The organism is Cryobacterium inferilacus (assembly GCF_019599185.1).
Classification (GTDB): Bacteria; Actinomycetota; Actinomycetes; order Actinomycetales; family Microbacteriaceae; genus Cryobacterium; species Cryobacterium inferilacus.
The window spans coordinates 89,060-101,539 of the sequence record NZ_JAIEUL010000009.1; the positions used below are offsets into that span (position 1 = coordinate 89,060).

Here is a 12,480-nt window from a genome sequence, read left to right on the forward strand (position 1 = left end):
TCTCACGGCTCACGGCTCACGGCTCACGGCTCACGGCTCACGTACCAGGTCGAGGGCGTGGGAGTCGAGGATCGTGTACGAGTAGCCCTGCTCGGCCAGGAAGCGCTGGCGGTTCTGGGCGAAGTCCTGGTCGACCGTGTCGCGGGCCACGAGCGTGTAGAAACTGGCGGTGAGGCCGGACTCCTTCGGGCGCAGCAGACGGCCCAGGCGCTGGGCCTCCTCCTGCCGGGAGCCGTACGAGCCGGACACCTGGATGGCCACGGAGGCCTCGGGCAGGTCGATCGAGAAGTTGGCCACCTTGGACACCACGAGCAGATTCTCCTCGCCCGTCCGGAACGCCTGGTACAGCCGTTCGCGTTCGTCAATGGGAGTGGCGCCGGTGAGTTTGGGCGCCTGCAGGGCGTCGGCGAGTTCGTCGATCTGATCGAGGTACTGGCCGATCACCAGGATGCGTTCCCCCGGGTGCATCGCCACCAGCTGCGTGACGACGTCCAGCTTGGCCGGCGCGGTCGCGGCCATCCGGTACCGTTCGTCGTCTGGCGCTGCGGCGTAGCTGAGCCGCTCGGACTGGGGCAGGTCGATGCGCACCTCGAAGCAGGCGGCGGGGGAGATGAAGCCCTGCGCCTCGATCTCCTTCCACGGGGCGTCGAACCGTTTGGGGCCGATCAGGCTGAACACGTCGCCCTCCCGGCCGTCCTCGCGTACGAGCGTGGCGGTGAGCCCAAGCCGGCGGCGGGCCTGCAGCTCGGCGGTGAGCTTGAACACCGGTGCGGGCAGCAGGTGCACCTCGTCATAGATCACCAGGCCCCAGTCCATGGCGTCGAGCAGTTCCAGGTGTGCGTACTCGCCCTTCCGCTTGGCGGTGAGGATCTGATACGTGGCGATGGTGACCGGTTTGACCTCCTTCACCGCGCCGGAGTACTCGCCGATCTCCTCCGCGGTGAGGGTGGTGCGCTTGAGTAATTCGTCCCGCCACTGCCTGGCCGAGACCGTGTTGGTGACCAGGATCAGGGTGTTGGTTTTGGCGGTGGCCATCGCGCCGGCTCCCACCAGGGTCTTGCCGGCACCGCAGGGCAGCACGACCACGCCGGAGCCGGCGTCGAAGAAGTTCGCCACGGCCTTGTTCTGGTAGTCGCGCAACGACCAACCGTCTTCGAGCAGCGCGATGTCGTGCGGCGTGCCGGGGGTGTACCCGGCGAGGTCCTCTGCGGGCCAGCCCAGCTTCACCAGCTCCTGCTTGAGCGCACCCCGGGCCCACGGCGCGACCAGGAACGAATCGGGGGTGGGCTGGCCGATCAGCAACGGCGCGATGCGGCGGGCGGCCGCGACCTCGGTGAGCACAGGGGCGTCCAGGCTGCGCAGGATGAGCTGCCCCTCTGCGTCCCGGTCGATGACCAGGCGGCCGTACCGGCCCACGGTCTCCTCGAGGTCAACGGCGACCGTCTGCGGAATCGCGAACTTGGAGTATTTCTCCAGCGTGGCCAGCATGTCGGCGGCGTCATGGCCGGCCGCGCGCGCGTTCCACAGGCCGAGCCGGGTGATGCGGTAGGTGTGGATGTGTTCCGGCGCGCGTTCCAGCTCGGCGAAAACGGCCAGGTCATGCCGGGCATCCTCGGCCTGAGGGTGCGCGACTTCGAGCAGAACCGTGCGGTCACTTTGGACGATCAGCGGGCCATCGGACATAACCGTCAATGGTACGCCGGTGTGCCGCCGGACGGCTCGCCCTCGTTCCGGGGGTGCCGGCCGGCGTCAGGGGGCGGGGGTGATGCTCACGACGCTGGACAACGGCAGGGTGCGCTCGATGTCGGCGTGCCGGTCGCGGGCCCGGAAGCGCCCACCATTGACGCTGGCCGGTTCGAGCAGGTACTCGACGATGTCCCCGTCGGGCATCCGCACGCTCACCTGCACGGTCTGGCGGTGTTTGATCGCGGAATCCAGCTGCCGGGCGAGCCAGGCGTGCGCGGCCTTCGCCTCGCCGCCGTCGGTGGCCCGCAGTGTCTGCACCAGGGTGATGAGGGGGTCGGGCCGGTCGGCGCGGGCGGGAACGCTGAGGGGGTGACGCCGCGGATGCACGATCGTGCCGGCCGCGTCCTCGGCGGCGACGGGGTACCTGGCGTCGGTGAGGGCCCAGAACACCGTGGCGGCGGGCAGCAGACTGGTCAGCCGATCGGCGCTGATCCGGGTCAGGTCCAGTGCGCTGACGGTCTGGTCCACGGCGATGGCGTCGAGCAGCGCGCTGTCGTCTGACGCGATGTAGCTGGCGCCGGCCGGGTCGCCGGAGTCGATGCTGCCCACGCGCACCCGCCCGTACCTCGCGGCGGCGTCACGCACGAGGTAGTCCACCGGCTGCGGCACGCCGGTGACGGAGATCGACGCGAGGAAGGCCAGCAGGGAATCGGCGTCATCCCCGAGCGCGAGGGCGCGGTTGACCGACGCGCCACTGAGCCTGAAGGTGGAGGCCAGCTCCCGGCTCTCGACATCCGCGAAGGTGCGCACCCTGGCGTCGATCCATGGTGCCAACGGCCCGGGCGCGACGATCGAGAGGTCGTGCTGCAGATAGACGGTGCCTACCTCGGCCGGCAGGGAGGCCGCGATGGTGGCCATGGCGGCGTCGATGTCACCGACCAGCACGGATGCGCCGGCCGCGCTCGTCGTCTGCCGCGCGGTGATCCCGATCAGCTCGGCGTCCCGGGCGAACACGGCGATGCGTTCGTCCATCCAGCCGCCGCCGGCGGGGTAGAGCCACGCCACGAAACGGTGCAGCGCGTCTCCCCAGGCCACACCGGGGCGCTGGGCCAGAATCTCGCGGACATCCGGGGGGAGCGCGTTGAGCCAGGACCTGGCCAGCTCGGACCAGCGGGCCGCGGCGTCACCGAGGAGCCACTCCTCACCCCCGGCGGTTTCGAGCCAGTAGCCGCCGTTCTGCACGACCAGGCCGGCGCGGCCGGCCACACTGACGAGGGCCGCGACCTCGTCGACGTCGATGCCCATCACCGTGGCCAGGCGTTTGGTGTCCGGCAGGCCGAGACCGCCGCGGCTGAGTTCGCGCGCCGGCTCCCGGCTGAGCTCGGTGATCAGTTCGGCGATCGCGGACACGGCCGAGAAGGCGCGCTCGGCCGCGAGCCGTTCGGTGAAACGGCCGTCAGTGGCCGACAGCGGAGCGAGCGGGGTCGGAGCGGGTACGCCGGCCAGGTCGGCGGTGCTCGGCAGGCCGCGCTGGGGCCAGCCGCGCAGCTGCGTGATGACCTCAGGGTACGGCCGCACGATGCCGTCCACGGCGCGCACGAGCATCAGCTCGTCCAACCGCTCCACTCGGGCCGCGATGTCGGCGGCGTCCCTGGTGTCGTGGCCGAGTTCGGCCAGGCCCTCCACCACGTCGGCGACGGTGGGGGCGCCGAGGTCGCCGGCGACGGCGAGCACGGCGAGGGTGCTGCGGTCCAGGTGCGAGAGTGCTGCCTCGATGGCGTCCGGGTCGAGGAGGGCCTCGGCGAGGTCGAAGAAGTCGGTGATTCCGTGCGGGGAGATCCCCCGGAGGTCGATTGTGCGGCGGAGTGCGTCGTCGTCCAGTGCGCGGAGGCGGGAGGAGAGCGTCAGCATGGAGTTACTCCGGCTTCTGTCGAGCCTCGCGTGCGCGGCGGAGACCGCTGATGATCATCAGCGCGATGATCAGCAGGAAACCGAGGGGGAGACCGAACAGGGGCAGGGTGAGCACAGCCGGCCAGACGCCCTGGCTGAAGCCGTCGTTGTCGCCGACGCCGGCGGCGGTGCCCAGGATGACGGCGAGGAAGGACAGGATCGAGACGCCGACGACGCCCGCGACCATGTACGCCAGGATCTTCTCGAGCCGGCCGGAGTCGTGTGGGGTTTGAGTGGTCACAGTCCAAGGATACGGGGCACAGTCAGCTACAACGGAATAGGCTGTGTCTGGTTGGCACGCATTCTGCGCGCCCCAAAACCACAGCGAGGTTCAGATGCCCACCGGCAAAGTCAAGTTCTACGACGAGGAGAAGGGTTTTGGCTTCATCACTTCCGATGACGGCCACGAAGTCTTCCTGCACGCTTCTGCGGTGCCCGCCGGCGTGACGGTGAAGGCGGGGATGAAGCTCGAGTTCGGCATCGCCGACGGCAAACGGGGCGCCCAGGCGCTCTCCGTTCGTGTTCTCGAGGCTCCGCCGAGCCTGGCCAAGCTCAGCCGCAAGCCGGCCGATGACATGGCCATCATCGTCGAGGACCTCGTGAAGCTGCTCGACGGCATCGGGGCCAGCCTGCGCCGCGGTCGCTACCCCGACAGCGCGCACAGCAAGAAGATCGCGGCGATGCTGCGCAAGGTTGCCGAGGAACTGGATGCGTGACCCGTTCGATCCCACTCCGCCCGCGGCGCCGGCCGCTGACGTTCCCCCGGTGACGGAGGTTCAGGCCGACGAGGCCGCGGACGAGTCGACCCCGCAGACGACCGAGACCGAGACCGAGGTCGAGGTCGAGGTCGAGGTGGACGCTGACGATGACGAGGTCTGGGAGGCCGACGAGGTGCTGGCGAGCGCACTGGACCAGGCGCGCAGCGCCCTGGAACTGATCACCCCCGCCGACACCATCGGTGAACCGCTCGGCTACATCGTGGAGGGCGAGCATGTGCTGTCGTTGCTCTTCGACTGCCTGATGACCGGTTATCCGGGCTGGCGCTGGACGGTCAGCCTGTCGCGGGTGGACGGCGACGCCGCCCCGCAGGTGCTGGAAACCGAACTCACCCCCGGTGACGACGCCCTGCTCGCTCCGGAGTGGGTGCCCTGGATCGACCGGCTCGCCGACGCCAAGGTGGCCGAGGAACTCGCCGCCGCCGAACTGGCCGGCGACGACGAGTTCGACGACGATGACGATGACGACGCCAGTGACGACGACGCCGACGACGACAGTGATGACGACGACGACAGTGATGACGACGACGCCAGCGATGACGTCGAAGCGCTCACCGAGTCAGCGTCGGCGGAGCAGGACGAAGCCGAGACCGGCCAGGCCGAGGCCGAGGCCGATGGCGGCGCACCACAGCCACCAGTCCAGGCCCGCGGCATGCAGTTCAGCGCGGAAGACAACGGCGCACGCCAGGGCGACTAACCAGGCGACCGAACCCGCTGCCACCGCCTTCAACGCATTCGCGCGGGCGGGCAGCGGGTCTGGCCGACGTTCGCTGTCTTTGAGCCAGAACCGCATGGGCCGAGGTTAGCCCAGGTTGGCCACGACGTACTCGATCGACGAGACGAGCTTCCGCACATCCGCCGGCTCGATCGCGGTGAAGGTGGCCACGCGCAGCTGGTTGCGGCCGAGCTTGCGGTACGGCTCGGTGTCGACGATGCCGTTGGCCCGCAGCACCTTGGCGATGGCGGCGGCGTCGATGCGGTCATCGAAGTCGATGGTGGCGACGACCTGCGAGCGGTGGCTCGGGTCGGCGACGAACGGTGTCGCGTAGTCAACGCTCGCTGCCCAGTCGTACAGCACGGCCGACGACTCGGTGGTGCGAGCGGATGCCCAGGCAAGTCCGCCGTTCGAGTTGATCCAGTCGATCTGGTTCTCCATCAGCAGCAGCGTCGACAGGGCCGGCGTGTTGAGCGTCTGGTTGAGCCTGGAGTTGTCGATCGCGTTCTTCAGGCTGAGGAACTCGGGGATGTACCGGCCGCTGGCGGCGATGCGCTCGACCCGCTCGATGGCGGCGGCGGAGAAGAGGGCGAACCAGATGCCGCCGTCTGAGGCGAGGTTCTTCTGCGGGGCGAAGTAGTAGACATCCGCCTGGTCGGCCTCGAAGTCGATGCCGGCAGCGGCGCTGGTGGCGTCGATGACGGTGAGAGCACCCGCATCGCCCTGCACTCGGGTGACCGGAGCCATGACGCCGGTGGAGGTCTCGTTCTGCGGCCAGGCGTACACGTCGATGCCCTCGGTGGGGACCGCGGTCGTGCGGGAGCCGGGAGCGGCCTTGATCACGTCGGGGGCGGTGAGGAACGGGGCAGCGGCGGCGGCGGCGAACTTGCCACCGAACTCGCCGAAGACGAGGTTCTGGGCGCGGGTCTCGATGAGCGAGAAGGCGGCGGCATCCCAGAATGCCGTCGAGCCGCCGTTGCCCATGATGAGCTCGTAGCCCGCCGGGGCGCGGAACAGGTCGCTGAGGCCGGTGCGAACGCGACCGACCAGGTTCTTCACCGGGGCCTGACGGTGGGAGGTGCCGAGAATGCTGGCGCCGGCGCCGGAGAGGTACGCGAGTTGCTCCGGGCGAATCTTGGACGGGCCGCAGCCAAAACGTCCGTCGGCGGGCAGGAATTCGGTGGGGATCTGTAGGTCCGGCATATCAGGATTCTAGTTGGCCGCACCGCACGGGTAGTGTTGGGGCGTTGCACATATGGCCGAGCGGGAGGCTGGAATGACTGACCTTATCGACACGACCGAAATGTATCTCCGCACAATCCTCGATCTCGAGGAGGAGAACATTGTTCCGCTCCGCGCCAGGATCTCGGAGCGCCTCGGCCACTCCGGACCCACGGTGTCCCAGACCGTCGCGCGGATGGAACGGGACGGCCTCGTCGTCGTGTCCGGTGACCGCCACCTCGAGCTCACCCTCACCGGCCGCAGCAAGGCCGTGCACGTGATGCGCAAGCACCGCCTCGCGGAGCGTCTGCTCAGCGACGTGATCGGCCTCGAGTGGGAGTTCGTCCACGACGAGGCCTGTCGGTGGGAGCACGTGATGAGCGAACAGGTCGAGCGCAAGATCCTCGAGATCCTCGGCCACCCCACCGAGTCCCCGTACGGGAACCCGATCCCCGGACTCGACGAACTGGGTGACTCGCCCGCCGTGGCGTTCATGGCCGGGGTCACCAACCTTCTCGACGTGGTCGCGGCGTCGGCGCAGCCGGTCAGTGCGGTCATCCGTCGGCTCGGCGAGCCCGTGCAGTTCGATCCCGAACTGCTCGCCCAGCTCAAGCAGTCCGGCGTGCTGCCGGGCAACACCGGCGTGTTCTCCGCCGCCGGGTCATACGTTCTCGTGCGAGTGGACGGATTCGGCGACGGGCTGGAACTGCCCAACGAGGTCGCCGGGCACATCTTCGTCACCACACCCCCCGTCGTGGGGTAAGACAAACCTCCCCATTTGTGAGCCGATTCACAGATTCGTTACCGATTCGTTAGATTCGGTGGTTTTGGAGTGACAAACGAGATCTCGTCACGTAGCGTCTTCCCAAGCCCATAGGTCAGAGACCGGCCGTCGGGCCCGCACAAGACGTCTCTGTACACCCGTCTCTTGTGCGGAAACTCTCCGCGGTCTTCCGCATCGGACGGGGCAACTCCCTAGTGTTGTCGAGGCGCCGGAGGTTATCTTTTGGCTGCACTCGGTAGAAGACTGTCCACCCGCCCACAACGCTCCACGGCGCTGGCCCTGCGCGCCGCATCCGCCCCACCGCTGCCAGCGACCCAGTCCGAGATCCGCCCGCGCGAGGTGCTGCCGGCCGGAACCCCGCTCAAGCGCCCGGCCAGGCGCGGCTCCGTCGGCAGTGTGGTGATGATGACCCTCGCCACCGGACTCGTGGCCACCATGGCGCTCCCCGCCTACGCCTTCGCGCCGTCGGAGGGGGAAATCGCCTTCGCGGCCACCGACGCCACCGAACGCACCCAGGCCGGTGCGCAGAACGTGGCCGTCGATGACACCGCCGCGACCGTGGCCGTGGCAGAGGACGGCTTCGCCTCCACCCCTCAGGCCGAGATCGATGCCGCTGAGGCGGCGGAGGCCGCCGCGGCCGCCGAAGCAGCGCGGGTGGCCGCCGCCGCCGCGATGACAAGCTACGCGGCCTCGTATTCGGGTCCGTCCGCGGCCGAGTACCTGGCCAGCCCCGCGCATCCCAGTTTCGACCTGGCGTCGGTGTACAACGTCGCGCTGCAGTACCAGGGCGTGCCGTACGTGTACGGCGGGGCCACCCCGGCCGGCTTCGACTGCTCGGGTTTCGTGATGTACGTCTACGCGCAGTTCGGTATCGCGCTGCCGCACTCCTCCTCGGGCCAGGGCGCCGCAGGCACCCGCATCGCCCTCGCCGACGCCCAGCCGGGTGACCTGGTGATCATGCCAGGTCATGACGGGTTCTACGCCGGGAACGGCAACATCCTGCACGCACCATACGAGGGTGCGGCCGTGCGCGTGCAGCCGATCTGGACCAGCAACTACTACATCGTGCGCTTGGGCATTTGAGCCCCGGCTGATCGCGCCCGGTGAACACTGGGTAACGCCATAGCACAAATGGTGCGCCGCGTTTCGCGGCGCACCATTTGTGGGTTAACCTGATGCCCTGATGTTCTGCGGGATTTTAGGAGAGCCGATGCGCCAGCTACGCACGATCCACACCATGGATGTGCGCGCATGCCGAGCGCTGCGGCACAGCAGTCAAATCTGTCCGGGTATCGTGTGCCGCCAGCACACTGAGACCCGTGGGGCGTTGTCATGATGACAACGCCCTTTTTGTTTGCCCGCATCTCCTCCCCGCGCTCGCCAGGTAGCAGTTCGAATGGCTGGAAGCCGTCCAGCCTTTTTCGAAAGGGAGCGCATGCGCACACTGGTCCTCAACGCGGGGTATGAACCCCTCGCGGTCGTTTCGTTCAAGCGGGCGCTCGTGCTCGTCATGAACCAGAAGGCAACCGTCATCCAGGCAGACCAGGGTCATCCGGTCTGGGCGGCGACGGGTTCGTGGGAGCGGCCCAGCGTCATCCTGCTCACCCGGTATGTGCGTCTGCCCCGGTCGCGGACGGTGCCGGTGAGCCGGCGTGGGGTGCTGCGCCGCGACGAACACCGCTGCTGCTACTGCGGCAAGACCGCCAGCACCATCGACCACGTGCAGCCCCGCTCCCGTGGCGGCCGCGACACCTGGGACAACCTCGTGGCCTGCTGCCTGCGGTGCAACAACCTCAAGAGTGATCGCACGCCGGCCGAGATGGGGTGGACCATGCACACCAACCCGAGGATGCCGCAGGGGACGACCTGGACGCTCAGCGGCGTCGAACGGCCGCTGCCGCAGTGGGATGAATTCCTGGTTCCGGCCGCGCGCAGCGCCGCCTGACGCCTCCGTCGGTTTATTTCCAAGCAATGTCACGAAAACGTAACGCTCAGCGTGACAGGGGCCCGGGGCATCGCCTAAGGTTGACGGGTACCCCACCGGTTTCGGCCGTTTAAGGAATCCCTGTGACTCATTCCGGCCCAGCCGGCTCGCCCGAGGGCGACGGCGCGATGCTCACGCGCCGCGAGCTGCGCGCACTGCGCGAAGCCGAAGCCCTCGCCGCCGGATCCGTGACCCCGGTCTCCGAGACATCGGTACCCGAGTCGTCGGTACCTGTGCCCGTGCCGCCGGTGCAGATCGTCTCCGCGGCGCAGGACCTGGCCGTCGTCGTCGTCGAAGGGCCCGCGGCCGTCGCGTCGCCGGCCCGCCGCGCTCCCGGGCGTCCCGCCCGCGCCTACGCGCGCGCCACGCCGCCGCCTGCTGCCCCCCGGCAGCGCGCGACCGGTCGAATGCGGGCCGCCCGCAAACCGATGGCGAAGCTCCTGACCCTCGTGGCGATCCCCGCGATCTTCCTCACCATCGCGTTGCCCTCCTACGCCTTCGCACCCCAGGGCGCCAGTGCCGTGGTCAGCGGCGCGACCGCCGAAGAGGCCCAGCGGGTCACCGTGGCTGCAGCGGCCGCGGCCGTGACCATCTCCGCCGACGGCTTCAGCTCCACCAGCCAGGCCGAGCTTGACGAGACCGAGGCGGCCCTGCAGGCGGAACTCGCCCAGAAGGCCGCCGCGGCCGCAGGCTTTGCCGTGTACGGCATCCGTGCCGAGGGCGACGACTACCCGTGGCCGACGGCCGCAACGGATGACCAGGGCGGCGGGCTGTCCCCGCTCGGCTATTACTACCGCGAGTGCGTGGACTTCGTGGCGTGGCGGTTGAACCGCGACGCCGGCGCTTCCGGCAGCCCGTGGAAGTGGACCTGGGGCAACCTGACCCCCGGCGGCGGCAACGGTTCCGCCTGGGCGGGCAACTGGGCGGCCCAGGGTCGCCCCACCGGCAAGACCCCCGTCGTCGGGGCCGTCGCCACCTTCAGCTACAACCACGTGGCCTACGTGCAGTCGGTGCCCGGCGACGGCACCGTGGTGCTCGAGGAATACAACTGGATGGGTTCGCACGCGTACCACACGCGCACGATCCCGATCAGCGAGGTCAAACTCTTCCTCTACCCGCCGACCTAACCGCACACGTTCGGTCCGCGTCGGGATAGCGGCTAAACTTTCCCGGTCAGCCTCTGTAGCTCAATGGAAGAGCAGTTCCGTCCTAAGGAAAGGGTTGGGGGTTCGAGTCCCTCCAGGGGCACCACGCGTCGAGGGTGCGCATCCGCTGATCTGAATCATTGCTAGCGTCGGGGAATGACGACTACACGCACCCGGTGGGCGATCCTGGGACCCGGCGACATCGGCGGCTGGTTCGCCCGAGCGTTGCCCCGCTCCGACTACGGCACCCTGCACGCCGTCGGAAGCACCAGCCCGGACCGGGCGGCGGAGTTCGCGGCGCTGCACGGCGCCCCCGTCACCGGTAGCTATGCAGAGCTTCTCGCTCGGGACGACATCGACGCCGTCTATGTCTCCACCGTGAACACCACGCACGCGGACCTCGCCATCGCCGCGCTGCGGGCCGGAAAGGCCGTGCTGTGCGAAAAGCCGGTGGCGCCCAGCGCGGCCGAGACCGAGCGGGTGTTGGCCGTGGCCGCGGAATGTGGGGTGCCGTTCGTCGAGGCCTACAAACACCGCTTCGGGCCCGTCGCCCGCGCCCTGGAGGGGCTCGTGGCCGACCGGGAGAGCGGATCCCCGCTGACGGTGGTCGCGTCGGGCGGATTCGCCGCCGGGCAGCGCTCCGGCCGACTGTTCGACCCTGCCCTGGCCGGCGGAGCCATCCTGGACATGGGCGGCTACCCGGTCGCGTTCGCGCTGGGGCTCGCCGCGGCCGCCGGCATTGACCCGGCTGACCTCAGCGTCACGGTCGCCACCGGACAGATCGGTGACACCGGCGTCGACGAGCACGCCACCGCCACCATCGCTGCCGCCGGGTTCTCCGCTGACGTGGCCTGCTCGATCGTCGCCGCACTGCCGAAATCAGCGCAGCTTGCCGGCGACTTCGGGGTCGTCGACCTCGCCGACGCGTTCGGCGACCGCACGGCCTCTGCGCGGTCGTTCATCGTGCGCAGCGGTGGCACCGAACGACTGGTGGAACTGCCGACGGTGGATCCGTTCGCCGCCGAGGCCGACTGCGTGTCGCTGGCGCTGCGCGACGGCCGCACCGAGGCACCGGAGATGCCCTGGGCGTACAGCCGCAGCATCGCCCGCCTGCTCGACCAGTGGCGGGCGGGCGTGGACGCGGCCGCACGCGGCTGACCGCATCCGCCGGTCGCGCCGGCACCCCGCCGCGATTCGCGGGTCAGGCGCCGCTTCGCGGGCGGCACGCCACCCGCGAAGCGGCGCACCACCCGCGCGGCGGCTCACCGCAGCCGGATGAGCATCAGGGCGAGCTGCTCGTCGCGAGCGCGGTCGAGGTCGCGGCGGGCGTCCACCGACTCCGGTGCGAGAACGGCCCGTTCACGGCGCCGGGCCGTGGCGGGGCGGCGACCCCAGCGGATCAGGGCCAGACCGAGGTGCATGGCGGCGCGATCCACCGGGCCAACGCGCCGCACGGGGTGCGGTGCGGGGGAGCCCAGGGGTTGAGGTGGGTGATCATGGCGCCCGATCGTGGGCGCCAGCTTGGTTGTCATGATGAGTGTCCTTGAGAAGGTTTGCGTGCCAGGCAGGCGCGACAAAAGCGCATCCGGGCACGCCGAATAAGGGGTGGCCGCGCGAAGCGGCGAGGATGCTGCGCGCGATTCGCGCGGCACGAGCGGGGTGAATGACCCTGGCCGCGAGCGCACGAGTGCGGATGCCGGCCTGGTCGGGCTTCGAGAGCGTCACCACCGTCTGGACCGGTGGGTTGCCTACTGGCCGATCAGGCGGTGAAGACGCCGACGAAGCCGGCGGTGGTACGGAATGCGAATGCAATCGTGGCTGTAATCACGCTGGGCTCCTTTCGTCGTATGGCGTAGGCATCACCGTAGTGGGGGTTGGGCGCGGCGCGCAACACCCCCAACCTGCCGGTTTCGCGGATGGACCCGGCTGGCTACTCTCGGAGTATGTGTCGGAACATTCATCAGCTTCACAATTTCGAACCTGCCGCCACCGACGATGAGGTGCACGCGGCCGCTCTGCAGTTCGTGCGCAAGATCAGCGGGTCGACGAAACCGTCGAAGGCCAACGAAGCGGCGTTCACCCGGGCGGTGGAGGAGATCGCCCACATTTCCCGCCACCTGCTGGAAGACCTCGTGACGAGCGCCCCGCCGAAGAATCGCGAGGTCGAGGCGGAGAAGGCCAAACAGCGTTCGGCGAAACGGTTCGCCGCGGCCTGACGG

General features: G+C 69.2%; 13 protein-coding genes, 1 tRNA gene and 1 pseudogene. 9 read left to right on the forward strand and 6 right to left on the reverse strand.

The annotated features are described in order from the left end of the window. Positions 1-30 precede the first annotated feature (30 nt). The 3 genes from K2F54_RS09935 to K2F54_RS09945 form a co-directional block, all read right to left on the reverse strand. The gene (locus tag K2F54_RS09935; RefSeq protein ID WP_220605708.1) at positions 31-1,683 is read right to left on the reverse strand and encodes a DNA repair helicase XPB; all 1,653 of its coding nucleotides are present in this window, start codon (positions 1,681-1,683) and stop codon (positions 31-33) included. A gap of 66 nt (positions 1,684-1,749) precedes the next feature. Further along, positions 1,750-3,597, reverse strand: coding sequence for a helicase-associated domain-containing protein (locus K2F54_RS09940; RefSeq protein WP_220605709.1), 1,848 nt, complete (start codon positions 3,595-3,597; stop codon positions 1,750-1,752). 4 nt (positions 3,598-3,601) lie between these two features. Beyond that, on the reverse strand, positions 3,602-3,877 hold the full coding sequence (locus K2F54_RS09945) for a hypothetical protein (protein ID WP_220605710.1): 276 nt from the start codon (positions 3,875-3,877) through the stop codon (positions 3,602-3,604). A gap of 94 nt (positions 3,878-3,971) precedes the next feature. On the opposite strand from K2F54_RS09945, the gene K2F54_RS09950 reads away from it, so the two are divergent. Then, the gene (locus K2F54_RS09950; RefSeq protein WP_220605711.1) at positions 3,972-4,352 is read left to right on the forward strand and encodes a cold-shock protein; all 381 of its coding nucleotides are present in this window, start codon (positions 3,972-3,974) and stop codon (positions 4,350-4,352) included. Beyond that, entirely contained in the window at positions 4,345-5,109 is a 765-nt protein-coding gene (locus K2F54_RS09955; protein ID WP_220605712.1) for a DUF3027 domain-containing protein, read from the forward strand. Before K2F54_RS09950 ends, K2F54_RS09955 begins: the two co-directional genes overlap by 8 nt. Here K2F54_RS09955 and K2F54_RS19155 read toward each other — a convergent pair. Then, positions 5,035-5,205: pseudogene (locus K2F54_RS19155) on the reverse strand (DUF2530 domain-containing protein); the annotation flags it as partial. The gene K2F54_RS09955 and the pseudogene K2F54_RS19155 sit on opposite strands and share 75 nt — an antisense overlap. Positions 5,206-5,214: 9 nt before the next feature. Beyond that, positions 5,215-6,330, reverse strand: coding sequence for a phosphoserine transaminase (gene serC / locus K2F54_RS09960; RefSeq protein ID WP_220605713.1), 1,116 nt, complete (start codon positions 6,328-6,330; stop codon positions 5,215-5,217). Positions 6,331-6,403: 73 nt separating this feature from the next. Here serC and K2F54_RS09965 point away from each other — a divergent pair, with 73 nt between their 5' ends. The 6 genes from K2F54_RS09965 to K2F54_RS09990 all read left to right on the forward strand — a co-directional run bounded on the left by K2F54_RS09965 (position 6,404) and on the right by K2F54_RS09990 (position 11,419). Then, a complete protein-coding gene (locus K2F54_RS09965) occupies positions 6,404-7,111 on the forward strand; it encodes an iron-dependent transcriptional repressor DtxR (RefSeq protein ID WP_220605714.1) in 708 nt (235 codons plus the stop codon). A gap of 243 nt (positions 7,112-7,354) precedes the next feature. Then, entirely contained in the window at positions 7,355-8,215 is an 861-nt protein-coding gene (locus K2F54_RS09970; protein ID WP_255576950.1) for a C40 family peptidase, read from the forward strand. 352 nt (positions 8,216-8,567) lie between these two features. Beyond that, positions 8,568-9,077 carry an HNH endonuclease gene (locus tag K2F54_RS09975; protein ID WP_220605715.1) on the forward strand — a complete coding sequence of 170 codons (510 nt, stop codon included), beginning with the start codon at positions 8,568-8,570 and terminating at the stop codon, positions 9,075-9,077. Positions 9,078-9,199: 122 nt separating this feature from the next. Beyond that, a complete protein-coding gene (locus K2F54_RS09980; RefSeq protein WP_220605716.1) occupies positions 9,200-10,243 on the forward strand; it encodes a CHAP domain-containing protein in 1,044 nt (347 codons plus the stop codon). Between the two features lie 49 nt (positions 10,244-10,292). Then, positions 10,293-10,367: transfer RNA gene (locus K2F54_RS09985), tRNA-Arg, on the forward strand. Between the two features lie 50 nt (positions 10,368-10,417). After that, on the forward strand, positions 10,418-11,419 hold the full coding sequence (locus tag K2F54_RS09990; RefSeq protein ID WP_220605717.1) for a Gfo/Idh/MocA family protein: 1,002 nt from the start codon (positions 10,418-10,420) through the stop codon (positions 11,417-11,419). A 104-nt stretch (positions 11,420-11,523) separates the two neighbouring features. On the opposite strand, the gene K2F54_RS09995 is transcribed toward K2F54_RS09990, so the two are convergent. Then, positions 11,524-11,793, reverse strand: a complete 270-nt coding sequence (locus K2F54_RS09995; RefSeq protein WP_220605718.1) for a hypothetical protein — start codon at positions 11,791-11,793, stop codon at positions 11,524-11,526. Between the two features lie 411 nt (positions 11,794-12,204). Between K2F54_RS09995 and K2F54_RS10000 the strand changes: the two genes are divergently transcribed. Then, positions 12,205-12,477, forward strand: coding sequence for a DUF2277 domain-containing protein (locus K2F54_RS10000; protein WP_220605719.1), 273 nt, complete (start codon positions 12,205-12,207; stop codon positions 12,475-12,477). Positions 12,478-12,480 lie beyond the last annotated feature (3 nt).